Consider the following 23,048-nt stretch of genomic DNA (forward strand, 5'->3'; position numbering starts at 1 on the left):
AGCGACGTGTCCGCATACTAATTTGTAAAGCGCCATGACGAAATAGGCGTGACTGACGAGGAGCCGCGACATGACGTACCGACCCACCCCCGACGACAAGTTCAGCTTCGGCCTGTGGACGGTCGGCTGGCAGGGGCGCGACCCCTTCGGCGACGCCACCCGCGCCGCCCTCGACCCGGCCGAATCCGTGCGGCGCCTGGCTGACCTCGGCGCCTACGGAGTGACGTTCCACGACGACGACCTGATCCCCTTCGGGGCCTCGGACACCGAGCGCGAGTCGCACATCAAGCGCTTCCGCCAGGCCCTCGACGCCACCGGCCTGATCGTCCCGATGGCCACCACGAACCTCTTCACGCACCCCGTCTTCAAGGACGGCGCGTTCACCGCGAACGACCGCGACGTACGCCGGTACGCGCTGCGCAAGACCATCCGCAACATCGACCTCGCCGTCGAACTCGGCGCGAAGACCTACGTCGCCTGGGGTGGCCGCGAGGGCGCCGAGTCGGGAGCCGCCAAGGACGTACGGGCCGCCCTCGACCGGATGAAGGAGGCCTTCGACCTGCTCGGCGAGTACGTCGTCCAGCAGGGCTACGACCTGAAGTTCGCGATCGAGCCGAAGCCGAACGAGCCGCGTGGCGACATCCTCCTGCCCACCGTCGGCCACGCCCTCGCGTTCATCGAGCGCCTGGAGCGGCCCGAGATGTACGGCGTGAACCCGGAGGTCGGCCACGAGCAGATGGCGGGGCTCAACTTCCCGCACGGCATCGCCCAGGCACTGTGGGCGGGCAAGCTCTTCCACATCGACCTCAACGGCCAGACCGGCATCAAGTACGACCAGGACCTCCGCTTCGGCGCGGGCGACCTGCGCTCGGCGTTCTGGCTGGTCGACCTGCTGGAGAGCGCCGGGTACGAGGGGCCACGGCACTTCGACTTCAAGCCGCCGCGCACCGAGGACTACGACGGCGTGTGGGCGTCGGCCGAGGGCTGCATGCGCAACTACCTGATCCTGCGCGAGCGCGCCGCCGCGTTCCGGGCCGACCCGGAGGTTCAGGAGGCGCTGCGGGCCTCGCGGCTCGACGAGCTGGTGCAGCCCACCGCCGCCGACGGCCTGTCGGGTCTGCTCGCCGACCAGAGTGCCTTCGAGGGCTTCGACGTGGAGGCGGCCGCCGCCCGCGGCATGGCCTTCGAGCACCTCGACCAGCTGGCGATGGACCACCTGCTGGCCGCACGCGGCTGAGCCGTCACGCGCGCGTGGTGGCCGATCGGCCCCACGCGCGCGTAGCTTGCCGCGATCCTCGCGGGGCGCCTATCCGCTCACGCCCCCACCCACACCGTGGTGACATTGCAGAACTCGCGGATTCCGTGGGCCGAGAGCTCTCGGCCGTACCCGGAGCGCTTGACGCCGCCGAAGGGGAAGGCCGGGTGCGAGGCTGTCATTCCGTTCACGTAGACGCCGCCCGCCTCGATGTCGCGGGCGAAACGGTCGATCTCCGCGGCGTCGTGTGTCCACACGTTGGAACTCAGCCCGAACGGTGTGTCGTTGGCCAGGGCCACGGCCTCGTCCAGGTCGCCGACGCGGTACAGCGTGGCGACCGGGCCGAACGTCTCCTCACGGTGGATGCGCATCTCCTGTGTGATGTCGGTGATGACCGTCGGCTCGTAGTACCAGCCGCTCTTGGCGTACGCCTCGGGGCGCTGCCCGCCGCACAGCGCCGTCGCGCCGCACTCCACGGCGTCGTCCACGAGTTCCTCCAGGTCGGCGCGGCCCTGTTCACTGGCGAGCGGCCCGACGTCGGTGCTCTCGTCCATCGGGTCGCCGACCCGCAGGGCCCGCATCCCGGAGACGAACAGCTCGGCGAACTCGTCGTAGACGTCCGTATGCACGATGAACCGCTTCGCGGCGATGCAGGACTGCCCGTTGTTCTGCGTCCGCGCCGTCACCGCGACCTTCGCCGCCTTCGCCACGTCGGCCGACGGCAGCACCACGAACGGGTCGCTGCCGCCCAGCTCAAGGACCGTCTTCTTGACCTCGTCGCCCGCGATCGAGGCGACCGAACGCCCCGCCGGCTCGCTTCCCGTCAGCGTCGCCGCCACGACCCGCTCGTCGCGCAGCACGCCCTCGACCGCGCGGGAGCCGATCAGCAGCGTCTGGAAACACCCCTCCGGGAACCCGGCCCTACGGAACAGGTCCTGGAGATACAGCGCCGTCTGCGGCACGTTCGACGCGTGCTTGAGCAGTCCTACGTTGCCCGCCATCAGGGCGGGCGCCGCGAACCGTACGACCTGCCACAGCGGGAAGTTCCACGGCATCACGGCGAGGACGACGCCCAGCGGCCGGTAGCGCACATGGGCGCTGACCGCGCCGGAGTCCTCCACGTCCCGGGCCGAGGGATGCTCGTCGGCGAGGAGCTCCTGGGCGTGCTCCGCGTACCAGCGCATCGCCTTCGCGCACTTCGCGGCCTCGGCGCGGGCCGCCACGACGGGCTTGCCCATCTCGGTGGTCATGACGCGCGCGATGTCGTCGCGGTCCGCGTCCAGCAGGTCCGCGGCGGTCTGGAGCAGCCGGGCCCGTTCGAAGAACGTGGTGGTGCGGTAGGTGCGGAACGTGCCGGCCGCGAGGAGGAGCCTGTGCTCGATCTCCTCGTCGGTCAGGGCGTCGAACGTCTTGAGCGTCTCGCCATTCGCGGGGTTGACCGTCGCGATGGGCATGGGGGTGACCTCCTCTGCGCGGTGCTTCGACCTTCCCGCGCCGCGCGGAGCCGCGCAACGCGGACAGGTCGTGTACCCGGTGCCGCGGGCGTCAGACGTGCTCGGCGAGCCGGTCGAGGAAGACGGTCTGCGCCTGCACCACGAGGGCGCGTGCCTCGTCGAGACCCACCCAGGCCGCGCGGTCCAGCTCGGGGAACTGCGCCATGCGTCCCGAGCCTTTCGGCCACTCCATCGTGAACGTGCCGGGCACGAAGCCGTCCAGATCGAGGTCTCCCTCCATGGCCCACACGACGACGTGCTTGCCGCCGGACTGCACGGTGTCGCCGAGCGGCACCGGGGTGCCGTCCGGCGGCGCGAGACCCAGTTCCTCCTGGAACTCCCTGCGCGCCGCCGCCCACGGCTCCTCGCCGTTCTCGTACTCGCCCTTCGGCACGGTCCACGCCCCGGCGCCGCGCCGCTCCCAGAACGGGCCGCCCATGTGTCCGAGCAGCACCTCGACACCGGCGGCCGTGCGCCGGAACAGGAGCAGTCCCGCGCTCTGTTTCTTGTACGCCATGCGATCAGTGTCGGCGGGCTACGGGTGATCGGCGCCCTGCGATGTGGGAGTGGGGCTATTCGCCCCCGACCGGGCGGCGACCGGGATGGCCGACGCTCGGTCGGGTGGCCGGATCACGACGAGGAGTTCGAAGCCCGCCCGGACTGCGCCTCCGCCTCGGGGCCGGCCGGATCCTGCGCGTCCCGTTGCGCCGGCACGATCCCCGCGCCCGCGCCGACCGCCGCGGCGGCCGGTGCGTCTCCGCGGCGTCGCCACCGCGAGACGCGCAGCGCGACCGGCTCGGTGAAGCGCGCCGTCAGCGGTCCGACGATGACGAGGATCAGGACGTAGGCGGTCGCCAGCGGGCCGAGCCTCGGTTCGATACCGGCCGTGACCGCCAGGCCCGCGATGACGATGGAGAACTCGCCGCGCGCCACGAGCGCGCCGCCCGCGCGCCAGCGGCCCTTGACCGAGATCTTCGCCCGCCGCGCCGCCCAGTAACCGGTCGCGATCTTCGTACAGGCCGTGACGACCGCGAGAGCGAGCGCCGGAAGCAGGACCGGCGGAATGCTCGCCGGGTCGGTGTGCAGGCCGAAGAAGACGAAGAACACGGCGGCGAACAGGTCGCGCAGCGGCAGGAGCAGCGAGTGGGCGCCCTCGGCGACCTCACCGGACAGGGCGATGCCGACGAGGAACGCGCCGACCGCCGCCGACACCTGGAGCTGCTGCGCGATCCCGGCGACCAGGATCGTCAGGCCGAGCACCACGAGGAGCAGCTTCTCCGGGTCGTCGCTGGACACGAACCGGGAGATGAGCCGGCCGTAGCGCACGGCGAGGAACAGGACGAGGCCCGCCGCCCCGAGCGCGATGGCCAGGGTGACACCGCCCGCCGCCCAGCCGACACCGGCGAGCAGTGCCGTGATGATCGGCAGGTAGACCGCCATCGCCAGGTCCTCGAGGACCAGGATGCTGAGGATCACCGGGGTCTCCCGGTTGCCGACCCGGCCGAGGTCGCCGAGCACCTTGGCGATCACGCCCGACGACGAGATCCAGGTGACACCGGCGAGGACGACGGCCGCCACCGGGCCCCAGCCCATGAGCAGCGCGGCCGCGGCTCCGGGCAGCGCGTTGAACGCGCAGTCGACGAGGCCCGCCGGGTACTGCGTCTTGAGGTTGCTGACGAGATCGCTGGCCGTGTACTCCAGGCCCAGCATCAGCAGGAGCAGGATGACGCCGATCTCGGCGCCGATCGCCACGAACTCCTCGCTCGCGCCGAGCGGGAGCAGCCCGCCTTCGCCGAACGCGAGGCCCGCGAGGAGGTAGAGGGGGATGGGCGAGAACCGGAACCGCCCGGCGAATCTGCCCAGGAGGCCGAGCGCGAGGATGATCGCCCCGAACTCGATGAGGAACACCGCGGAATGCATCCGATCACTCCCTTCCGAGTATCGTCGCCGCCGCTTCCACGCCCTCGCGGGTGCCGATGACGATCACGGTGTCCCCGCCGGCGAGCCGGAAGTCGGGGGTGGGCGACGGGATCGCCTCGGCGCGCCGCAGCACGGCCACGATCGAGGCGCCGGTCTCCGTGCGCAGCTGCGTCTCGCCGAGCAGGCGCCCGTTCCAGTGCGAGGTCGCGCCGATCTCGATGCGCTCGGCGACCAGGCCCAGGTCGGTGGTGTGCAGCAGGTTCGGGCTGTGGTGGGACGGCATCAGCGCGTCGATCAGCGCGGCTGCCTCCCCGGACGTCAGCTTCAGCGACAGGTCGCAGGCGTCCGGGTCGTCGGTCCGGTAGGCGCTCAGGGTGCGCCCGCCGTCCCGGTGCGCGACCACCGACACCTGGCGTTGGTCGCGGGTGGTCAGGTCGTACCGGAAGCCGATCCCCGGCAGTGGCGTGCGGCTCAGACGTGAAGCGGGCACAGCTCTCCCCTTGTCCGTGCTTGTCCTGGGTGATGCATGGCGCCTGCAGGTATCGGCGCCGGGTGTCACCCTATCGGCCCCAAGAATTGGCAAAGAAACGGTCTTGTCACGGCGCCGGGCGCGGGGCGAGCACTGTCTCGACGGTGTCCGCCTCCGCCGCCGTCTTGTCCTCGCGGTACCGGACCACGCGCGCGAAGCGCAGCGTGACGCCCGCCGGGTAGCGGGTGGACTTCTGCAGACCGTCGTAGGCGATCTCCACGACCAACTCGGGACGCACCGTCACGACGTGGCCGTCGTCGCTCAGGGCCAGCTCCCGCAACCGCTCCGTCTGCCAGGCGAGCAGCGCGTCAGTGAGCCCCTTGAACGTCTTGCCCAGCATCGCGAAGGAGCCGTCCGGCCTGCGGGCGCCGAGGTGCAGGTTCGACAGCTTGCCCGTGCGCCGGCCGTGCCCCCACTCGGCCGCGAGCACCACCAGGTCCAGCGTGTGTACGGGCTTCACTTTCAGCCAGGACGCGCCGCGCCGCCCCGCGCTGTACGGCGCGTCGAGTGCCTTCACGACGACGCCCTCGTGGCCGCGGCGCAGGGTGTCGGCGAAGAACGCGCCGGCGGCCTCGCGGGCCGCCGCGTCCTCCCCGTCCGGTACGACGACACGGCGCACCCGCATCGCCTCCGGCACCAGCCGCGCGAGGCGCGCGTGGCGCTCGGCGAACGGCAGATCGAGCAGCTCGTCCCCGTCCGCGTACAAGACGTCGAAGAACACCGGCACCACGGGTACGGACGCGGCGGCCGTCGCCACGTCGACCCGCGAACCCACGCGGCTCGCGATCTCCTGGAACGGGCGTGGCCGGCCGTCCGCGTCGAGCGCGATGACCTCCCCGTCGAGGATGAAGCGGTCCCCGTCGAGCCCGGCGGCCGCGGCCGTGACCTCGGGCAGCCGGTCGGTGATGTCGTCGAGCGTGCGCGTGCAGACGCGTACGACGTCGCCGTCGCGGTGCACCTGTACGCGGATGCCGTCCAGCTTCTCCTCCACCGCGCACGCCCCGAGCTTGTCCACGGCCTCCCCGACCGAGGACGCGCTGTGCGCCAGCATCGGGAACACCGGGCGCCCGACGGTCAATTGGAACCGGCTCAGCGCCTCGGCCCCCTCGGCCAGCAGTGCCTGCGCCACCACCTGGAGCGATCCGGTCAGCATCACCGCGCGCCGCACCTCTCCCGGCGGCGCGCCGGTCGCCTGCGCCAGCCCCTCCAGGGCCACCGCGTCGAGCGCCCCCTGCCGCACCTCACCGGTGAGCAGACCGAACAGGAAACGCTGTTCGTCCTCGGTCGCGGCGCCCATCAACTCCCCGACGAGGCGGGCCCGTTCGGCCTGCGACCCGGCGCCGGTGACATCGCCGAGCGCGGTCAGCGCGGCGTCGACGTCCCGCACCGTCAGCCGGGGCTGCGCGGCCGGCGCGACGGGATCGCGCAGCACCCGCCACCCGACGCCGAGCCGCCCCTGCGGGAGGCGTCCCGCCAGATAAGGAATCACGATCGGCACGTCGTCCGGCTCCGCCGCCCGGAAGAGTCCGGCGAGCAGCGCGATCTTCCGGGACCGCGCCCTGGTGGCCGCGACCTCCTGGGACACCTGGGCGAGACGGGACAACAGCATGGAGCCATCGTGCACCGGGTCGCGGTGCGGCGCACGAGGATGCGGGCTCCCGCCGATAAACCGCGCTCACCAAGGGATTCCCGAAAGAGAATCGCCCTTCGTGTCCATTCTCCCGTCATCGGGAGTCCGTTCCGCGATGCGAGACCGGCGCGGAGAATTCTTGACTGGCGTGGCGCGCCCCTGGTTGGATCGGTGGCATGAACACGAGACTGGACCTCACGCGGCGACGCCATGTCGACCTCGCGCGCGTCTCCAGCTCCTTCTGTTGCCGCGCCCTCTGACGAGCCACCCGCGCCCCGGCGACCAGGCCGCCTCCGCAGTGACCGCCGTCGTCGAACCTCGACCGTGCCGATCGATTTCCGCACGGCTTCCCACCGCACCGCACTGAACCGCACCGCGTATTCGGCATGCGCGAATTCCTGAATTTCGGCACTCCCGCGTTTCCCGCGTTCGCGCCTTTCGCCGTGCCCGCATTCCGCATGCCGAATTCCAGCCCGAAGGGTCCCGTCATGGCCACCGTCCTCTCCATTTCCGGAAGTCCCTCCGCCACCTCCCGCACGGCACGGCTCCTGCGCCACCTCGACGCGCGGCTCGAAGCGCAGGGCCACGACGTCATAGCGCTCGACGTCCGCACCCTGCCCGCCGAGGCGCTCCTCGGAGCGGACTTCGCCCACCCGGCCATCGTCGAGGCGACCGAGCTGCTCGCCCGCGCCGACGGCGTCGTCGTCGCGACACCCGTCTACAAAGCCGCGTACTCCGGACTCCTCAAGGCACTGCTCGACCTGCTGCCGCAGTACGGACTCGCCGGCAAGACCGTGCTGCCGCTCGCCACCGGCGGCACCACCGCCCATGTCCTCGCCCTCGACTACGCGCTGCGGCCCGTCCTCAACTCCATGGGCGCCGACCACATCGTCCAGGGGTGGTTCACCCTCGACAAGGACATCACCGTCGCCCCGGACGGCACGGTCAGCGTCGCTCCGGGGTCGGCCGAAGCGCTCGGCCGCGTCGTCGACCAGTTCTCCGGCGCACTCACGCACACCGCGCGGCCCCTGCTCGCCGCGGCGAGCTGACCGGCCAACTCCCGCCCTGCCGCGGCCTTTTGACACCAGTACCACCACCCTGCGCGCGATCGGAGTCCGCCCGTGTCCCTCACCTTCCACTGGTTCCTGCCGACCAACGGCGACAGCCGCCACGTCGTCGGCGGTGGCCACGGCACACCCGTGACCGCGGCGGGCGGCGACCGGCCTCCGTCCATCGGCTATCTCACGCAGATCGCCCGCGCCGCCGAGGACCTCGGCTTCGTCGGCGCGCTGACCCCCACCGGCGCCTGGTGCGAGGACGCGTGGCTGACCACCGCCATGCTCAGCCAGCAGACCGAGCGCCTGAAGTTCCTCGTCGCGTTCCGGCCCGGCTTCGTCTCGCCCACGCTCGCCGCGCAGATGGCGTCCACCTACCAGCGCCAGACCGGCGGCAGGCTTCTCCTGAACGTCGTGACGGGCGGCGAGAGCCGCGAGCAGCGCGCCTACGGCGACTTCCTCGACAAGGACGCCCGGTACGCACGCACCGGCGAATTCCTGGAGATCGTCAGGGGGTTGTGGGCCGGCGACACCGTCGATCTGGCGGGCGAACACCTCCAGGTGCAGGACGCCCGCCTGGCCCGGCTGCCCGACCCGGTCCCCGAGGTCTACTTCGGCGGCTCCTCGCCCGTCGCGGGGGAGATCGCGGCGCGGCACAGCGACGTCTACCTCACGTGGGGCGAGCCGCCCGCCCAGGTCGCCGAGAAGATCGCCTGGATTCGCGGCCTCGCCGAGAAGGAGGGCCGCACCGTCCGGTTCGGGATCCGGCTGCACGTCATCACGCGCGACACCGCCGAGCAGGCCTGGGCGGAGGCCGACCGGCTCCTCCAGGGCTTCGACCCGGCCACCGTCAGGTCCGTCCAGGAGGGGCTGGCGCGCAGCGAGTCCGAGGGCCAGCGGCGCATGCTCGCCCTGCACGGCGGAAGCTCCGGCAGGCTGGAGATCCACCCCAACCTGTGGGCCGGCATCGGCCTCGTACGCGGCGGCGCGGGCACCGCGCTGGTCGGCAGCCATGACGAGGTCGCCGACCGCGTCGAGGAGTACCACCGCCTCGGCATCGACGAGTTCGTGCTTTCCGGATACCCGCATCTGGAGGAGGCGTACTGGTTCGGGGAGGGCGTCCTGCCGCGGCTGCAAGCCCGCGGCCTCTGGGCACACCCGCACAAGGAGGCGGCAGCCCTGGCGGCACCCCAGGTCCTCTTCGGGAGCTGAGCCGGCGCCGGGCGCAATGCCTTGCCGCGCGACAGTGAGCTACAGGGACTTCCCCTGCTTCCGCTTGCGCGGCCCGGGCTCCAGCGCCGGTGCCGCCACACCCAGATGCGAGCGGCACTGCGGCTTCGGCGCATCCTTCAGCCGTGGCCGTACCGCCGCCGGACGGATGAACACGACGGCCGTCGCCGACCCCAGCGCGAACAGCAGGGCGCATCCCATGGCCGCCCGGTGGAACGAGGTGTTGACGGAGTCCGGCTGCGTGTACGCGTCCCCGGACAGCCCGACCGCCAGCGGCAGCGCCGCCACCACGAGGAGCTGTGCGACACGGGCCGCCGTGTTGTTGACGCCGCTGGCGAGCCCGGCGTGCGCCGGCTCGACCGACGCCAGGACCGTCGCCGTCAGGGGCGCGACGAACACACTCATGCCCAGGCCGAGGACTGCCACCGCGGGCAGCACATCGGCCACGTACGACGAGCCGGGCTCGATCCGCAGCATCAGGAGCAGGCCCACCGCGGAGATCAGCGGCCCGGCGACCAGGGGCGGCGTCGGTCCGACACGGCGCGCGAGATCGCCCGCGCGCGCGGAGAGGAGCAGCATCAGGACAGTGATCGGCAGCGTCGCGATACCCGCCTCCAGCGCGCTGTAGCCGAGCGCGATCTGGAGCTGTACGGGCAGCAGGAAAAGGATGCCGCCGATCCCCGCGTACAGGCACAGCGTCATCGCGTTGGCCGCGCTGAACAGCCGGGAACGGAACAGCGAGGGCGGCAGCATCGGGTTTGCGCGCCGGTGCTCCAAGGCGACGAAGGCGACGCCGGCGGCGACACCGAGCACGGCGGGCAGCGCCGTCGACACCGCCGACGCGCCGCCGGACGACCCGATGAGCGCGTAACTGATGCCCACCAGGCACAGGGCGGCGAGCGAGGCCCCCGCCATGTCGAACCGGCTCCCGGAGACCTCGGCCTCATGGCTCTCCGGGACGTGCCGCACCGCGATCAACAGCACGAGCACGGCCAGTGGCACATTGATCAGGAAGATCCACCGCCAGCCGGGACCGTCGATCAGATACCCGCCGAGGAAGGGTCCGAGCGCCCCCGCCACACCGGTGAGCCCCGACCAGGCGCCCACGGCCCGCGACTGGTCGTCAGGGTGGAACGAGGACCGCACGAGGGCCAGCGACCCGGGGGTCAGGAGCGCACCGCCGACACCCTGGAGCGCGCGGGCGGCGATCAGGACCCCTTGGTCGGGGGCGAGCCCGCACAGCGCCGACGCGACCGCGAACCAGGCCACGCCGAGCACGAGTGTGCGCCGCCGCCCGATCCGGTCGCCGAGCGCCCCGCCCCACAGGAGCAGGGCGGACAGCGTCAGCATGTAGGCGTTCACGACCCACTGGAGGCTCGACAGAGAGGCTCCGAGGTCGCGCCCGATCGTCGGCAGGGCGACGTTCACCACCGTGCCGTCGAGCATCGCCATTCCGGAAGCCAGGACGACACAGGCGAGGATCCAGCGGCCCCTCGCGGAGGAGAGCCGGATTCCGGGAGTGGAGTCGACGGGTTCGGGCGTCATCGCAGCCATTGTCGTGGACGCGGGGGAGCGGCGCGAGACCGTGCCGTCATGGCCCCGTCCCCCGACGCCCCCGAGCGAGCGCCGCGGAACCCCTAGCGCGGAAGGCTGGCCTCGATCGCGGCGATCACCTCGGGGGCGTCCGGCAGCACCTGCGGCGAGAAGCGGGCGACGACCTCGCCCTTGGGGGAGATCACGAACTTCTCGAAGTTCCAGCGGATGTCCCCGTCGTGTCCCTCCGCGTCCGCGGTGGTGACCAGACGCTCGTACAGCGGGTGCCGCGCCTCGCCGTTCACCTCGACCTTCTCGGTCATCGGGAACGTCACGCCGTACGTCGCCGAGCAGAACTCGGCGATCTCCTCGGCGCTGCCGGGCTCCTGGCCCATGAACTGGTTACAGGGGACCCCGAGCACGCTGAAGCCGCGGCTCGCGTAGTCGGCGTGGAGCTGCTCCAGGGCCGCGTACTGCGGGGTGAGGCCGCACTTCGAGGCCACATTGACGATGAGGACGGCCTTGCCCTCGTACTGGGGGAGGTCGGCGGGGCCGCCCTTGAGGGCGGCGATCTCGACATTCTCGTAGACAGACATACTTCGGATGCTAGCGACCCGTGAGGTCACGCTCCTCGTCACCCTGGTCCGGAACGGTGACCCGTCTGTGAAGATGGCGAAGAACGATGCGACGAGCGAGTGGAGGGCTGATCGTCATGGCGCAGCAGGTACGAGGCGTGATCGCGCGGGCCAAGGGTGAGCCGGTGCGGATCGAGACGATCGTCGTGCCGGATCCCGGGCCCGGGGAGGCCGTGGTCCAGGTCCAGGCGTGCGGGGTCTGTCATACCGACCTGCACTACCGGGAGGGCGGCATCAACGACGAGTTCCCGTTCCTCCTCGGCCATGAGGCGGCCGGTGTCGTCGAGGCGGTCGGTGACGGCGTCACCGAAGTCGCCCCGGGCGACTTCGTGATCCTCAACTGGCGTGCCGTGTGCGGCCAGTGCCGCGCCTGTCTGCGCGGGCGCCCCCAATACTGCTTCGACACGCACAACGCGAAGCAGAAGATGACGCTCCTCGACGGCACGGAGCTCTCGCCCGCGCTCGGGATCGGCGCGTTCGCCGAGAAGACGCTCGTCGCCGCCGGGCAGTGCACCAAGGTCGACCCGGAGGCGTCGCCCGCCGCCGCGGGTCTGCTCGGCTGCGGTGTCATGGCCGGCCTCGGCGCCGCCATCAACACCGGCAACGTGGGCCGCGGCGACTCCGTGGCCGTCATCGGCTGCGGAGGTGTCGGCGCGGCGGCCGTGACCGGCGCCCACCTCGCCGGCGCCGCGAAGATCATCGCCATCGACATCGACGACAAGAAGCTGGCGACGGCGCGGAAGCTCGGCGCCACACACACCGTCAACTCCCGCTCCACCGACCCGGTCGAGGCCGTCCGAGAGTTGACCGGAGGGTTCGGCGCCGACGTCGTCATCGAGGCGGTGGGCCGCCCGGAGACCTACAAGCAGGCCTTCTACGCCCGCGACCTCGCCGGAACCGTCGTCCTCGTCGGCGTCCCCACGCCCGAGATGCAGCTCGAACTGCCCCTGCTCGACGTGTTCGGACGCGGCGGCGCGCTCAAGTCCTCGTGGTACGGCGACTGTCTGCCCTCGCGCGACTTCCCGATGCTGATCGACCTCTACCGGCAGGGCCGGCTCGACCTCGACACGTTCGTGACCGAGACGATCGCCCTGGAGGACGTGGAGAAGGCGTTCGAGCGGATGCACCACGGGGACGTGCTGCGCTCGGTGGTGATCTTCTGATGGCGGGCGCGCGCATCGAACACCTCGTCACGTCCGGCACGTTCTCCCTCGACGGGGGCACCTGGGACGTCGACAACAACGTGTGGATCGTCGGCGACGACAGCGAGGCCGTCGTGATCGACGCGGCGCACGACGCCGACGCGATCGCCGAGGCCGTGGGCGACCGGCGGCTCGTCGCCATCGTGTGCACGCACGCGCACGACGACCACATCGACGCGGCACCCGCGCTCGCCGAGCGCACCGGGGCGCCGATCCTGCTGCACCCCGCGGACACGGAGCTGTGGAAGCAGAAGCACCCGGACCGCACCCCTGACGGAGACCTTGCTGACGGGCAGCAACTGGCTGTGGCGGGCGTCGAGTTGACCGTTCTGCACACACCGGGCCACTGCCACGGCGCGGTCAGCCTGTACGCGCCGGACCTCGGCACCGTCTTCACCGGGGACACCCTGTTCGCGGGCGGACCCGGGGCGACGGGCCGGTCGTTCAGCGACTTCCCGACCATCGTCGAGTCGATCAGGCAGCGGCTCCTCACGCTGCCGCCGGACACCGTCGTACGGACCGGGCACGGCGACAGCACGACGATCGGGGCCGAGGCGCCCCACCTGGAGGAGTGGATCTCCAGGGGGCACTGAGCCGGGTGTTCAGTCCGGGCGGCGGACGGAGCGCCGCCGCCCGGAAGGGCCCGGTCGTCAGGGGTGGGCGAGTACGGCGCGAACCGTCTTTCCGCCGTAGGGGTCGCTCACCACGCTCATGCGGCGCGACAACGCGTCGACGAGCGAGATGCCGCGCCCCGACTCCGCGGACACCGAATCCGGCTTGAGGCGCGGGTGGTGGGGGCTGTCGTCGTGGACGGAGACGGTCAGCTCGTCCGCGTCCAGGCACAGACTCATACGGCAGTGACTGCCCTTGATCCGGGCGGCGTTGGCAACCAGCTCGGAGACGACGAGCACCGCGTCGTGCGCGCCGCCCGTGCTCCGTCCCGCAAGAAAGTCCTGGGTGAGGCGCCGGGCCCAGCGGGCCGAGCCCGAGCCCTGCGGCAACATGTACTCCACGCGCGCGGGCCGCCGTACGGCGCGCTTGAGCGCACGCATGACGATCACTTCCTTCCGTCACCTGTGGCGCGGGGTGTTCCCCGGTAACGAGCCCCCTTCCCCGGCAGCCTGATCGCCAAGCGGTTACGGCCCGATGGCCGTGCGAGGGCGTGGTAGCTGTGCCCGATGTGGCGCCCGAGGAGGAAGTAGGCGATCAGGGCGCCCGTCGTGTTCAGGATCACGTCGTCCACGTCGAAGGCCCGCCCCTCGACGATCGCGCCCTGCGCCAGCTCCACCAGCGCCATCACGAGGACCGTCACCGCGAGCACCCGCATCATGCGGCCCTTGCGCGGCACAAGCACCGGAAGCAACAGACCGAAGGGCGCACCCAGCAGCAGATTTCCGCCGATCTGCTTGCACGCGCCGAGGAACGTGTACGACTCGGCGTACTGGCGCAGCGAGTGTCCCGGCCGCATGTTGGACCCCGCGACGTCCGCCGACGCCGGGGACGGCGTCAGGGTCAGCCGGGCGAGGACCGCGGAGAACGCCACGAGTGCCACGAACGCGAGGCCGGCGATGAGTGCGCGGGCGACGATCCGCCCCCACGGCAGGGGCCGCTTGGTCACTCGCCGGCGCGGCACCGGCTTGCGGGCCACCCGCTTCCGTGCCTCGCCTTTGCGCTCCGGGCTTTTACGTTCCTTGCCCTTGCGTTCCTGGCCCTTTCGCCGACGTGCCGCAGTCTGTGGGGTCATGGAGGCCGGTTGCCCCCGCGCGCCCCGGCCAATCAGGCCACGGACCGTGCGCGTCAGCTCTTCGACTCAGGGGGATGCGTCAGGGAGTCCAGGAACCGTTGCAGCGCGGGCGGTCCCTCGCCGCAGCGGCCCCGCTCGACGTGCGGTATCGACAGCTTCCCCAGGCGCAGGTCCTGCGCTTCCATGGCCTGTGCCAAGTGCTGTCGTTCCAGGGCGCGTTCGGCGGCTGTCTGACGTACGTACTCGACCACCGTCACGCCCAGGTGGTCCGCGTGCGAGCGGACCGCGTCGTACTCGTCCGGCGTGAAGAGGTCCCGCAGAAGGGCAGTACCGTCCATGGCGGCATGATGCCGCTCCCGGCCGACGCGCGTGGGCGTACGGCATATTCAGCGCCCGATCGCGTGGCGTTCGCCGCCCTCATGCGTACTGGCCTCGTACTGGCCCCCCGCGCAAATCTCCGATAAGTTAGGCAAGGCTTACCTAAGGAGGTTCGGATGGGTGTCCGACAGATCAGTACCGCCGCTCCCACCGCGGCGGCACGCGCGCGATCAATCCTCGCCACCGCCTGGTCGTGCGAAGTGACGACGGACATCGGGCGGGAGGACCTCGTCGGATCCCATCGCGTCACCGACGCGGGCGAGGTACGGATCCAGCCCCCGGCCGACAGTCTGCTGTCCGCCGCCGTACTCTGCGCGCCCCGCGGCGAACCGACCGCGCTCATCGAGTTCGCGGACGCCGCGCCGGTGCCCGTCAGGGACCGGATCCGCGCGCGCCTTTGGCTGTCCGGGTCCCTCGAACCCGACGGCGAGCAGTTCGTTCTGAGGCCCGTCCGCGCCGTACTCCAGACACGTACCGGCCGCACCGGCATCGAACTCGACGAACTCGCCGAGACCGCGCCCGACCCCCTCACCGCGGCCGAACCCCGCCTGCTCACCCACCTCGCCGACTGCCACCCCGAAGCCGTGGAACAGCTCACCCGGCTCGTCGACGTGGACAGCCTGCACGGCGTCGTACGGGTCCAGCCCCTGGCCGTCGACCGGCACGGGCTCACCCTCCGGCTCGAACGCATCCGTGGCCAGGCCGACGTACGCCTCCCGTTCCACGCGCCGGCTGACGACCTGGGGCAGTTGAACGAGCGCATGCACGCCCTGCTGTCCTCCGCGCAGGCGGTCAGCCGCCGTCGCAGGTGAGGTCCGCGTCGCGCATGAAGCCGAGGGGCGCGCCGTTGTCCGTACGCGAGACCTGCCACAGCTCGTCAGCGCCCTGCCGCGTGCCGTTGACCGGGATGCCCGGGTCCAGATAGCCGACGATGTCCGTCCACGGATTGTTGCCCGCATAGATCGGGGCGTCCTGGTGCGTGGCGAAACACGTGCCGCCCGCACGCGCCGTCCCGCCGAGCACAGGCACGGAGGCGAGGAGCAGCGCGGCGGGCAGCAGGAGTCGGGGACGGAGGGAGCGGGTGCGGATCATGGGGGGTGCCCTTCTCTGGGTCCGGTGAACGCGCACAGGCTAGGGGCGCAGGACCCGCTCCCCGGGGACGTCGGCCACCGGCGGTTCGGCCTCCCGCACGGGATCCGTACGCCGGAACGCCCAGGGGACGCCGGGCTCCACGGCGAACCGGAAGACCCGCCGCACAGGAAACGTGCACAGAAGGGTGATGACGCCGACCGCCGCGGCCGTCACCGCCAGTTCACCCGCAGGAGTGTGCAGCCACGGGTGGTCGTACCAGCCCCAGAAGCGCGACGACTTGATGAGGAAGCCGTGCAGCAGGTACGCGTACAGCGTGCCCGTGCCCAGCGTCGTGAACAGGGTCCTCCGCCCCGGCACCCAGGCCAGGAAGCAGGCGCTGAGGACGACGGCGAGGGCGAACAGGGCCGGTGTCGTGACCAGTCCGGCCCAGGCGGGGGCGCCGAGCCCGGTGACGCTGCCCCGGCGGTAGAACCAGCCCGCGTCGAACCAGGGAGCCACCGCGTACGCGGCGACCAGCGCCCCGGCCGCCACGGGCAGCGCCCACAGCCGGGCCCGCCGCGTGCGCAGCCGCTCGAAGTGCGCGGGCCGCAGCGTCAGTCCGAGGACGAAGAACGGCAGGAAACCCACCACCCGTTGAAGCGCCAGATCACTGCCCGCGTCCGACGCCATCGACACGAGCACAGCCGCCGCCAGAGCGACCGGCACAGGGTGCCGCAGTTGCAGCCAGAGGGGAGTGGTGAGCCGCCAGATGAACAGCGCGACCAGGAACCACATCAGGTACCAGGGGTCGAGCAGGCTGATCGGATACCCCGGATCGTCCTGCGCCCACCGGTAGAAGAGCGTGTACGCCACCTCGAACAGTACGTACGGCACCACGACCCCGCCGACGAGACGGCGCAGCCGGCCGGGCGCCATGTCGAAACTCCGGGAGAAATAGCCGGAGATGAGCGCGAAAGCCGGCATGTGGAAGGCGTACACACCGAGGTACACGGCCGTCACCGTGCGGCTCCCGTACGTCAGTGGTTCCCACGCGTGCCCGCATGCCACGAGCACGATCGTCAGGTATTTCGCATTGTCGAAGTACGGGTGCCGTGCTCGCTTCGTGCCCGGTCCGTGCCGACTGTCCATCGTTCCCCTCGAGCCGATCGCGGTGCATGACCCTCGGTGCCCTGCCCGATAGGGCCCGTTTCATGACACACTTCCGGGTGCACTTTTCCGACCCATCGGAAGGTCAGGATGAACAGCAGGAAGCTGATCACGGCGGCGCGTGTGGTGACCGGTCCCGGTGGTCGCTGTGTCGAGGACGGCGCGGTCCTCACGGACGGGGACACCGTGGTCGCGGCCGGGAGACGCTCCGACGTCGAGAACCTGGCTCAGGAGCGGGACGAGCGCATCGCGCTGCCGGGTGCCACCGTGCTGCCGGGACTCGTCGACGCGCACGTCCACCTCGTCTTCGACGCGGGGACGGAACCGGTCAAGACGCTCGAAGGGCAGAACGACGAGGCGCTGCTCGCCGTCATGAGGGAACGCGCGGCGCAGCTCGTGGCGAGCGGCGTCACCACCGTGCGGGACCTGGGGGACCGCGGGCGGCTCACGCTGCGGCTGCGCGAGGAGATCGAGTCGGGAGCGGTGCCGGGCCCTCGGATCGTCGCCGCGACGACGCCCGTCACCCCCAAGGGCGGTCACTGCTGGTTCCTGGGCGGCGAGGTCGGCAGCGAGCGTGAACTACGAGACCTGGTACGGCGTAACGCCGAACTGGGCGCCGACGTCATCAAGGTCATGGCGACCGGCGGCGCCCTGACGCGTGGCGGACCGGCCACCTGGCAGGCCCAGTTCGGCGCCCGTGAGCTGGCTGTCGTCGTCGAGGAGGCGCGGGCGGCGGGGCTGCCGGTCGCCGCCCACGCGCACGGCACGGAGGGGATCGTGGCAGCGGTGACCGCGGGCGTCGACACGCTCGAACACTGCACCTGGATGACCGAGGACGGCAACGATCTGCGGGACGACGTGCTCGACGCGATCGTGGAGCGCGGGATCCGCGTCTGCCCGACCGTCAGCCCGCATTGGCGGATGCTGCCCACGGTCTTCGGGGCCGAGCGCGCCGAACGGCTTTTCGGCCAGGTGCGGACGATGGCGGAACGCGGCGTGCGGTTCATCGCCGGTACCGACGCGGGAGTTCAGCGCGCCGGGTTCGACGGTCTGCGGCAGAGCCTGACGTTCTTCGAGCACATCGGGATGCCGGCGCCGCAGGTCCTCGACATGGCCACCACGGAGGCCGCCGACGCACTCGGCGCCGGCGGCCGCGCGGGTCTCCTGTCCCCGGGGCGTCCGGCCGACCTGATCGCCGTGGGCGGCGACCCGCGCGACGGCGTCGAGGCGCTCGGGGACCTGCGGTTCGTCATGAGCCGGGGAGAACGGATCCCGCCTCAGCGCACGGCATGACGGGAGGAGCGGTGTGTCAGGCGTGCCAGTGGCCGTGGAGGGCGGCGGTGCTGAAGCCGGGCCCGTAGGCGACGGCGACGCCTTTGGTTCCGGCGGCCGGAGGCGCCGTGTGGGTGCGCTCCAGGACCCGGAGAATGCTGACACCGCCGAGGTTGCCCTCCTCGGCGAGGGTGTCCGTGGAGTGGCGGGCGGCGTGGGGGGTGAGGCCCAGGGCGGTGGCTGTGTCGGTGATGATGCGTGGACTGCCGGGATGGATGACGACGAAGCCCGGAGGGCGTGTGCCGACCCAGTCCAGGAGTGCGGGCTGTACGTCGTCCGTGGCCGCCAGGGCCCTCTTGGTGGATTCGAAGTGCAGCCCGTCGGTGTCGATCCGGCCGCTGTACCGGTCGAGACTGTCCGGCAGGACGTACTCGAAACTGTCGTCGATCGCGAGACCGGGCGCGAGCGGCTCCCCGCTGACGATCGCCGCGGCGGCCGAGTCGCCGAACAACCCCTTGTAGATCATCGATTCGATGCTGGTGTCATTGTGGTTGTACACGCTGGAGATCGTCTCCGCGGCCACCACCAGGACCTTGCTCCGAGGGCGTGCGGCAACGAGGTCTGCCGCCCGGATGAGGGCTTGGGTGCCACCGGCGCAGGCCAGTGTCGTGAGTGCTATGCGCCGGACGGTCGGCCGTAGCCCGAGCCGGGCGACGAGGTGGGCGTCGAGGTTGGGGACGGACCAGCCCGTGGAGTGGGTGGTGACGAGCGCGTCGATGTCTCCGAGCGGTACGCCCGTGCTGTCGAGCGCGGACAGCGCGGCCTGTTCCGCCATGGCGACGGCATCACTGAACGCGGCCTCGGCGCGCTCGCGTACTTCGGCCGTACCCGAGACCGTGGGGGAGTCCAGGGGGCGGGTGAAGTACCGCGTGTGCACTCCGCAGTTGGCGAGGACGCGCAGGATCACCGCGAGTCGCGGGTGATCAGGGTGACGATTGCGTATGTCGTCGGTTATGTCCTCTGTGGTGACCTTGTGGGGTCCGAGAACGGTTCGTGGCATCGAGACGAAAGCGGGCACGGTGTCTCCCACAGGGCTGGGTCGGTATGTGGGGGGTGCCGCTCAAAGTACTTCACCGCGATTCGCCCGTCCCGGGTGGACGGACCTTGATCATCGCCAGCCGACCCGGAGCATCGGCGTACGCATGTGGGAGCGACGTGTGCCGGGGTGGAAGACGAGGATGATCAGGCGGGCGCCCGGAGCGGTCATGGGCTGCGCGGCGCACATCGTCACCCAGCCGGGGCCGTGTACCGCGTGCATCAGGGGGCGTTCGTCCCCGTCGGGGTGGATGGAGGCGCCGCCCGACTCGTAGATGGGTGCGGCTTCGGGGTCCGCGAGGACTTCCTTCTCGATCTGGCGCAACGTGTCGTCGCGGGGCCTGGAGGCGAGGGCGGCCCGAAGCTGTGGCATCACCAACGGGGCCCAGGCCGTGTGCCAGTTCGTCAAGGACTTGCGGCCGTCGGGATCCAGGAGCATCCAGCGCATCGTGTTCCCTGGGACGCGACTGCCGGGGAAGAGGGCGCCGAAGGGCTGGTTCCAGGCGAGGAGATCCCAGGACGCGTCGGTCACGTACGCCATGTGTCCGATGCTGTCGACCGCCTCCTGCCACACCCCGGGCACCTCCTTCCCGGACGAGGGATGGAGCGGGCCCGGTGGGTCCCTGCGTAGTGCGTACCGGCAGAGAAGCACCCACTCCTGCTCGTTGAGGCCGAAGAGCTGGGCGACGTCGTGCAGCAGCTCTGTAGGCGGGTTGGGGTAACTCCCCGACTCCAGCCGGTGATAGGTCCCCAGGGTCCGGTGGAGCAGCTGGTCCACCTGATGCTGGGAGAGGCCGGGGGCCCGGCGGCCCTGGCCCGTGGGGCGGGTGAAGCCGTGGGATTCGGGGGCTATCAGGGCGCGCCGTTCACGGAGCAGGGCGCGGAGCGCCGTCTTGTTCATGGTGGGTAATCCCTTGAGGTCCACGCCGGGTTGAGCGTGTGCAGTCTAATTACTCCCATCGCCTTTGGTAATAAACATTGCCCGAAGAAAACGATCAGCCGGTACGTCATGATGGAGCCCGTGGGGTCAGCGACCTGCTGGTTTGAACGCCAGGGGCCGCGCGGCCACGCCGATGGGACACCTGGACCGGGACGCTCGAAAATGGCTGAATTTCCCGGTGTTGGGTATCCGTCGAACCCTCGGATCCGTTTCGGGAACAGTGCAAGGCCAGTTGTCATATTCCGATCCATGTGACCGGAAAGTGCATCGCTTGGCCCAGTTCGGCCACTTCTCCCGGGCAGATCAAGGGCTCACTGGCTGCGGCCGGTGCCGTCACTCGCCATTACGTAGCGGCCACGGTACCGGCCGCCCGCGCATGCGCCGCCGCGCACGCGGGCCGGCAGCGGGGCCGGCGAACCGAACCCGCCGCACCCCGCACTCACCAGTCGCCGTCCTCCACCGGCTTGCCCGCGTCCCCGAGGGACTTGACCTGGTGCGCGCCGGGCGCCTGCCACGGCTCGTGATCGTCGCCGAGCCAGTCACCCGCGGGCTTCACCGCCCCGAGCGCGTCCGTCGGCGCGAGATCCGCGGCGCCCTCGTCGTAGTAGTCGAACCAGGGCAGACCCGCCCTCGTGTACGCGGCCCGGTCCACCGGCGACGGCGGCGGCTCCTCGCCCGTGATGCGGAGCCAGTCCGGCGGAGTCACGAGGTGCACGAATACGCGGCCCGCGGCCGTTTCGGCCCAGTCGGACGCGGGCCGGTCGTCCCGGAACACCTGCTGGCGCATCGTGCCGCCCGCGCCGAGCCCCATCGAACGCGCCGCCTGAGCCTGGGGCGCCGGCGTCGCACCCGGCGCGGCCGGCATCGGTGCCGCCCCGTAGCCGCCGGACGACCCCATCCACTGCATGCCGCCGGGAGCCGGCGGTACCACCCGCGCGGCCGCCTGTCGCTTGCGGGCCTCCTCCGCGCGCCAGGCCCCCAGCGCCCGCTCGGTGAGGGCGAAGGCCTGGAGCTGGATCCCGCCCCAGGTCTCCTCGCCGGTGACCTGGCCCTCGACCGTGGCGCCGAGCCCCAGGGGCAGCGCCACGAACTGGCGGACCGTGCCCTTCCCTGACTTGATGCCGTCGAGCCACGGCTGTCGCGGCAGCACCACGTAGTTCTGCGGATCCCGGGACAGCCGGCTGCTCCACGGCAGCCCCGAGATGGCGCAGACCTTGCCCACGCCCACCTGGAGCGCGGCCGGTTCGGCCGTTCCCGCGAAGCTCAGCCACATCGCCTCGCGCAGATACATCGGCAGCATCACGCCCCCGCGCGCCCGCCACTCAGGCGGCACCGAGTCCGCGTAGTCCTCGACCCGGCGCACCGGGAACTCGCCGAGCCCCGGCGGCAGCGGATGCGTTCCGGTCTCCGGCAGGCGCAGCGTGCGCACGAACCGCACCCGCGCGCCGCCCGGCAGCACCAGACTGTTCCCGTCGACCCGCACACTCCCGGCCATGAATGTCTCCCCTCGTCGCCCGACTTCCTCGGTGGTACCACGACGGTTCCGCGCCACCGGTTCCGCGCCCGACGATCTCCGTTGCGGGCGGTTCTGGTCAGCTGGAGGGCCGCGGACCCTGCGCCGAGGGCGAGTTGAAGGAGCGCGAGCGGCCGGCGACGTTCTTGACGTAGTCCTCGACCGCCGCGTCGAGACCGATGTCGTGCTGCGCCCGCTCGGACAGGTACCAGCGGTGCTCAAGGAGCTCGTGGTAGAGCTCGGCCGCGTCCATCCGCTCCGGCGCGTGGTCGCGCGCCGCGCGTACGGTCGGCCGGAACACGTCGCGCACCCAGCGGTGGGCCAGGACTTCGGATCGCGCCGCATGGGGGTCCCCCCTGTTCGAGCGCAGCCGAGAACTTGGGGAAGGATCGCCCGGGGCGTAGTCGTCCTGCGTGGCCATCCAGCTCTCCAGGTCGTTCAGGAGCCGCCTTGCCTGGTTCTCCTCGGCGTCCATGCCCGTGAGGCGCAGGAGTTGGCGCTGGTGGTGGCCCGCGTCCACGACCTTCGGTACGAACGTGACCGTGTCCCCCTGGTCCGCGTGCGAGATCTGCATCTCCGCGACATCGAAGCCCAGGTCGTTGAGACGGCGGATGCGGCGTTCCATGTAGTGGTGCTTGCCCGCCGGGTAGACGGAGGTGCGCGTCAGCTCCGTCCAGAGCGCGTCGTACCGCTCCCCGATCTCCGTGCCGAACGCGATCGGGTCGATGGACGGATGCAGCGCGCCGGACGCCTCCAGGTCCAGCATCTCGCCGCTGATGTTGACCCGGGCGAGGTCGATGTCGTACGCGCGCTGCCCGTCGCTGAGCCGAGGGTGCAGCTCCCCGGTCTCGGCGTCGACGAGGTAGGCGGCGTATGCGCCCGCGTCCCGCCGGAACAAGGTGTTGGAGAGCGAGCAGTCCCCCCACGCGAACCCCGCCAGATGCAGCCGTACGAGGAGGACGGCGAGGGCGTCCATGAGGCGGTGGACGGTGCCGGGGCGCATCGTCGTCTCGAACATGGAGCGGTAGGGGAGCGAACCGCCCAGGTGGCGGGTGATGAGGACGGGTTCGAGAGGCGAGCCGTCGGTGTCCGTGCGGCCGGTGACCACGGCGAGGGGGTCGACCGCGGGTATCGCGAGCCGGTCGAGGGTGCGCAGGAGTTCGTACTCGCGCAGCGCGGGCCGCTCGGCGAGTTCCTTCACGGCGACGACCTCGCTGCCCGCGCGGGCGTAGCGGACGACGTGGCGTGAGATGCCGCGGGGGAGCGGCACCAGACATTCTTCCGGCCACTGCTCCAGGCGGACGTGCCAGGGGAGTTCGAGGAGGAGGGCCGGGTGTTCCGGGTTGGTGGCGCTGATCTGCAGTGTCATGCGGTCACAGTCCCTGG

At 71.3% G+C, this 23,048-nt stretch carries 24 protein-coding genes; 8 read left to right on the forward strand and 16 right to left on the reverse strand.

The features are described 5' to 3' along the window. The first annotated feature begins 70 nt into the window (after positions 1–70). Positions 71–1,237 (forward strand): xylose isomerase, encoded by a 1,167-nt coding sequence (gene xylA / locus ACIPWY_RS06035; RefSeq protein ID WP_362900478.1) that lies wholly within the window; start codon positions 71–73, stop codon positions 1,235–1,237. A 77-nt stretch (positions 1,238–1,314) separates the two neighbouring features. On the opposite strand, the gene ACIPWY_RS06040 is transcribed toward xylA, so the two are convergent. The 5 genes from ACIPWY_RS06040 to ACIPWY_RS06060 all read right to left on the reverse strand — a co-directional run bounded on the left by ACIPWY_RS06040 (position 1,315) and on the right by ACIPWY_RS06060 (position 6,806). Then, positions 1,315–2,709, reverse strand: a complete 1,395-nt coding sequence (locus ACIPWY_RS06040) for an NADP-dependent succinic semialdehyde dehydrogenase (RefSeq protein ID WP_362900476.1) — start codon at positions 2,707–2,709, stop codon at positions 1,315–1,317. Between the two features lie 91 nt (positions 2,710–2,800). Beyond that, the gene (locus tag ACIPWY_RS06045; RefSeq protein WP_401532356.1) at positions 2,801–3,265 is read right to left on the reverse strand and encodes an NUDIX domain-containing protein; all 465 of its coding nucleotides are present in this window, start codon (positions 3,263–3,265) and stop codon (positions 2,801–2,803) included. Positions 3,266–3,378: 113 nt separating this feature from the next. Continuing rightward, positions 3,379–4,668, reverse strand: coding sequence for a cation:proton antiporter (locus ACIPWY_RS06050; RefSeq protein ID WP_362900472.1), 1,290 nt, complete (start codon positions 4,666–4,668; stop codon positions 3,379–3,381). 4 nt (positions 4,669–4,672) lie between these two features. Then, positions 4,673–5,158: a cation:proton antiporter regulatory subunit gene (locus tag ACIPWY_RS06055; protein WP_234374240.1), complete on the reverse strand. Its 486-nt coding sequence runs from the start codon at positions 5,156–5,158 to the stop codon at positions 4,673–4,675. A gap of 106 nt (positions 5,159–5,264) precedes the next feature. Beyond that, positions 5,265–6,806, reverse strand: a complete 1,542-nt coding sequence (locus tag ACIPWY_RS06060) for an ATP-dependent DNA ligase (protein WP_401532357.1) — start codon at positions 6,804–6,806, stop codon at positions 5,265–5,267. A 197-nt stretch (positions 6,807–7,003) separates the two neighbouring features. On the opposite strand from ACIPWY_RS06060, the gene ACIPWY_RS06065 reads away from it, so the two are divergent. The 3 genes from ACIPWY_RS06065 (at position 7,004) to ACIPWY_RS06075 (ending at position 9,094) form a co-directional block, all read left to right on the forward strand. Continuing rightward, entirely contained in the window at positions 7,004–7,087 is an 84-nt protein-coding gene (locus tag ACIPWY_RS06065) for a putative leader peptide (RefSeq protein WP_351255852.1), read from the forward strand. A 228-nt stretch (positions 7,088–7,315) separates the two neighbouring features. Beyond that, entirely contained in the window at positions 7,316–7,876 is a 561-nt protein-coding gene (ssuE, locus tag ACIPWY_RS06070) for an NADPH-dependent FMN reductase (RefSeq protein WP_389541856.1), read from the forward strand. 72 nt (positions 7,877–7,948) lie between these two features. Next, positions 7,949–9,094 carry an LLM class flavin-dependent oxidoreductase gene (locus ACIPWY_RS06075; protein ID WP_401532358.1) on the forward strand — a complete coding sequence of 382 codons (1,146 nt, stop codon included), beginning with the start codon at positions 7,949–7,951 and terminating at the stop codon, positions 9,092–9,094. Between the two features lie 39 nt (positions 9,095–9,133). On the opposite strand, the gene ACIPWY_RS06080 is transcribed toward ACIPWY_RS06075, so the two are convergent. After that, on the reverse strand, positions 9,134–10,657 hold the full coding sequence (locus tag ACIPWY_RS06080; RefSeq protein ID WP_393698741.1) for an MFS transporter: 1,524 nt from the start codon (positions 10,655–10,657) through the stop codon (positions 9,134–9,136). A 92-nt stretch (positions 10,658–10,749) separates the two neighbouring features. Next, positions 10,750–11,241 (reverse strand): glutathione peroxidase, encoded by a 492-nt coding sequence (locus ACIPWY_RS06085; protein WP_362900464.1) that lies wholly within the window; start codon positions 11,239–11,241, stop codon positions 10,750–10,752. 116 nt (positions 11,242–11,357) lie between these two features. Here ACIPWY_RS06085 and ACIPWY_RS06090 point away from each other — a divergent pair, with 116 nt between their 5' ends. Both ACIPWY_RS06090 and ACIPWY_RS06095 read left to right on the forward strand, forming a co-directional pair. Beyond that, positions 11,358–12,443 carry an S-(hydroxymethyl)mycothiol dehydrogenase gene (locus ACIPWY_RS06090; protein WP_362900799.1) on the forward strand — a complete coding sequence of 362 codons (1,086 nt, stop codon included), beginning with the start codon at positions 11,358–11,360 and terminating at the stop codon, positions 12,441–12,443. Then, complete coding sequence (locus tag ACIPWY_RS06095; RefSeq protein ID WP_362900462.1) at positions 12,443–13,075, forward strand: MBL fold metallo-hydrolase; 633 nt, start codon at positions 12,443–12,445, stop codon at positions 13,073–13,075. Before ACIPWY_RS06090 ends, ACIPWY_RS06095 begins: the two co-directional genes overlap by 1 nt. Positions 13,076–13,132: 57 nt before the next feature. Here the strand turns inward: ACIPWY_RS06095 and ACIPWY_RS06100 are convergent, their stop codons facing one another. Genes ACIPWY_RS06100 through ACIPWY_RS06110 form a run of 3 tightly spaced genes read right to left on the reverse strand, consistent with a single transcriptional unit; the run spans position 13,133 to position 14,564 of the window. After that, positions 13,133–13,534 carry an ATP-binding protein gene (locus ACIPWY_RS06100; protein WP_362900461.1) on the reverse strand — a complete coding sequence of 134 codons (402 nt, stop codon included), beginning with the start codon at positions 13,532–13,534 and terminating at the stop codon, positions 13,133–13,135. 5 nt (positions 13,535–13,539) lie between these two features. Then, on the reverse strand, positions 13,540–14,226 hold the full coding sequence (locus ACIPWY_RS06105; RefSeq protein WP_401532359.1) for a VanZ family protein: 687 nt from the start codon (positions 14,224–14,226) through the stop codon (positions 13,540–13,542). Positions 14,227–14,279: 53 nt separating this feature from the next. Then, complete coding sequence (locus ACIPWY_RS06110) at positions 14,280–14,564, reverse strand: hypothetical protein (protein ID WP_362900457.1); 285 nt, start codon at positions 14,562–14,564, stop codon at positions 14,280–14,282. Positions 14,565–14,720: 156 nt separating this feature from the next. On the opposite strand from ACIPWY_RS06110, the gene ACIPWY_RS06115 reads away from it, so the two are divergent. Further along, positions 14,721–15,416, forward strand: coding sequence for a DUF2470 domain-containing protein (locus tag ACIPWY_RS06115; RefSeq protein ID WP_362900455.1), 696 nt, complete (start codon positions 14,721–14,723; stop codon positions 15,414–15,416). Here the strand turns inward: ACIPWY_RS06115 and ACIPWY_RS06120 are convergent. Both ACIPWY_RS06120 and ACIPWY_RS06125 read right to left on the reverse strand, forming a co-directional pair. Next, on the reverse strand, positions 15,397–15,696 hold the full coding sequence (locus ACIPWY_RS06120) for a hypothetical protein (RefSeq protein ID WP_393698744.1): 300 nt from the start codon (positions 15,694–15,696) through the stop codon (positions 15,397–15,399). The genes ACIPWY_RS06115 and ACIPWY_RS06120 overlap by 20 nt on opposite strands. A 39-nt stretch (positions 15,697–15,735) precedes the next feature. Further along, on the reverse strand, positions 15,736–16,824 hold the full coding sequence (locus ACIPWY_RS06125; protein WP_401532361.1) for an acyltransferase family protein: 1,089 nt from the start codon (positions 16,822–16,824) through the stop codon (positions 15,736–15,738). A 108-nt stretch (positions 16,825–16,932) separates the two neighbouring features. Here ACIPWY_RS06125 and ACIPWY_RS06130 point away from each other — a divergent pair, with 108 nt between their 5' ends. After that, the gene (locus ACIPWY_RS06130; RefSeq protein WP_393698748.1) at positions 16,933–18,135 is read left to right on the forward strand and encodes an amidohydrolase family protein; all 1,203 of its coding nucleotides are present in this window, start codon (positions 16,933–16,935) and stop codon (positions 18,133–18,135) included. Positions 18,136–18,151: 16 nt separating this feature from the next. On the opposite strand, the gene ACIPWY_RS06135 is transcribed toward ACIPWY_RS06130, so the two are convergent. The 4 genes from ACIPWY_RS06135 to ACIPWY_RS06150 form a co-directional block, all read right to left on the reverse strand. Next, positions 18,152–19,192 carry a type III polyketide synthase gene (locus ACIPWY_RS06135; protein WP_401532362.1) on the reverse strand — a complete coding sequence of 347 codons (1,041 nt, stop codon included), beginning with the start codon at positions 19,190–19,192 and terminating at the stop codon, positions 18,152–18,154. Positions 19,193–19,282: 90 nt separating this feature from the next. Continuing rightward, positions 19,283–20,110: a helix-turn-helix domain-containing protein gene (locus ACIPWY_RS06140; RefSeq protein WP_362900445.1), complete on the reverse strand. Its 828-nt coding sequence runs from the start codon at positions 20,108–20,110 to the stop codon at positions 19,283–19,285. 478 nt (positions 20,111–20,588) lie between these two features. Next, entirely contained in the window at positions 20,589–21,644 is a 1,056-nt protein-coding gene (locus ACIPWY_RS06145; RefSeq protein ID WP_401532363.1) for a hypothetical protein, read from the reverse strand. 97 nt (positions 21,645–21,741) lie between these two features. Further along, positions 21,742–23,031 (reverse strand): DUF4032 domain-containing protein, encoded by a 1,290-nt coding sequence (locus ACIPWY_RS06150; RefSeq protein WP_362900441.1) that lies wholly within the window; start codon positions 23,029–23,031, stop codon positions 21,742–21,744. Positions 23,032–23,048 lie beyond the last annotated feature (17 nt).

Source organism: Streptomyces sp. NPDC090032, from assembly GCF_044748025.1.
GTDB lineage: Bacteria > Actinomycetota > Actinomycetes > Streptomycetales > Streptomycetaceae > Streptomyces.

What these genes read in the sequence shown, in the direction of transcription:
- ACIPWY_RS06045 (WP_401532356.1), bottom strand. Translation starts at nt 3,265, where the DNA reads ATGGCGTACAAGAAACAGAGCGCGGGACTGCTCCTGTTCCGGCGCACG.
- ACIPWY_RS06105 (WP_401532359.1), bottom strand. Translation starts at nt 14,226, where the DNA reads ATGACCCCACAGACTGCGGCACGTCGGCGAAAGGGCCAGGAACGCAAG.
- ssuE (WP_389541856.1), top strand. Translation starts at nt 7,316, where the DNA reads ATGGCCACCGTCCTCTCCATTTCCGGAAGTCCCTCCGCCACCTCCCGC.
- ACIPWY_RS06080 (WP_393698741.1), bottom strand. Translation starts at nt 10,657, where the DNA reads ATGACGCCCGAACCCGTCGACTCCACTCCCGGAATCCGGCTCTCCTCC.
- ACIPWY_RS06145 (WP_401532363.1), bottom strand. Translation starts at nt 21,644, where the DNA reads ATGGCCGGGAGTGTGCGGGTCGACGGGAACAGTCTGGTGCTGCCGGGC.
- ACIPWY_RS06125 (WP_401532361.1), bottom strand. Translation starts at nt 16,824, where the DNA reads ATGGACAGTCGGCACGGACCGGGCACGAAGCGAGCACGGCACCCGTAC.
- xylA (WP_362900478.1), top strand. Translation starts at nt 71, where the DNA reads ATGACGTACCGACCCACCCCCGACGACAAGTTCAGCTTCGGCCTGTGG.
- ACIPWY_RS06090 (WP_362900799.1), top strand. Translation starts at nt 11,358, where the DNA reads ATGGCGCAGCAGGTACGAGGCGTGATCGCGCGGGCCAAGGGTGAGCCG.
- ACIPWY_RS06050 (WP_362900472.1), bottom strand. Translation starts at nt 4,668, where the DNA reads ATGCATTCCGCGGTGTTCCTCATCGAGTTCGGGGCGATCATCCTCGCG.
- ACIPWY_RS06040 (WP_362900476.1), bottom strand. Translation starts at nt 2,709, where the DNA reads ATGCCCATCGCGACGGTCAACCCCGCGAATGGCGAGACGCTCAAGACG.
- ACIPWY_RS06100 (WP_362900461.1), bottom strand. Translation starts at nt 13,534, where the DNA reads ATGCGTGCGCTCAAGCGCGCCGTACGGCGGCCCGCGCGCGTGGAGTAC.
- ACIPWY_RS06095 (WP_362900462.1), top strand. Translation starts at nt 12,443, where the DNA reads ATGGCGGGCGCGCGCATCGAACACCTCGTCACGTCCGGCACGTTCTCC.
- ACIPWY_RS06130 (WP_393698748.1), top strand. Translation starts at nt 16,933, where the DNA reads ATGAACAGCAGGAAGCTGATCACGGCGGCGCGTGTGGTGACCGGTCCC.
- ACIPWY_RS06085 (WP_362900464.1), bottom strand. Translation starts at nt 11,241, where the DNA reads ATGTCTGTCTACGAGAATGTCGAGATCGCCGCCCTCAAGGGCGGCCCC.
- ACIPWY_RS06115 (WP_362900455.1), top strand. Translation starts at nt 14,721, where the DNA reads ATGGGTGTCCGACAGATCAGTACCGCCGCTCCCACCGCGGCGGCACGC.
- ACIPWY_RS06120 (WP_393698744.1), bottom strand. Translation starts at nt 15,696, where the DNA reads ATGATCCGCACCCGCTCCCTCCGTCCCCGACTCCTGCTGCCCGCCGCG.
- ACIPWY_RS06110 (WP_362900457.1), bottom strand. Translation starts at nt 14,564, where the DNA reads ATGGACGGTACTGCCCTTCTGCGGGACCTCTTCACGCCGGACGAGTAC.
- ACIPWY_RS06150 (WP_362900441.1), bottom strand. Translation starts at nt 23,031, where the DNA reads ATGACACTGCAGATCAGCGCCACCAACCCGGAACACCCGGCCCTCCTC.
- ACIPWY_RS06060 (WP_401532357.1), bottom strand. Translation starts at nt 6,806, where the DNA reads ATGCTGTTGTCCCGTCTCGCCCAGGTGTCCCAGGAGGTCGCGGCCACC.
- ACIPWY_RS06140 (WP_362900445.1), bottom strand. Translation starts at nt 20,110, where the DNA reads ATGAACAAGACGGCGCTCCGCGCCCTGCTCCGTGAACGGCGCGCCCTG.
- ACIPWY_RS06065 (WP_351255852.1), top strand. Translation starts at nt 7,004, where the DNA reads ATGAACACGAGACTGGACCTCACGCGGCGACGCCATGTCGACCTCGCG.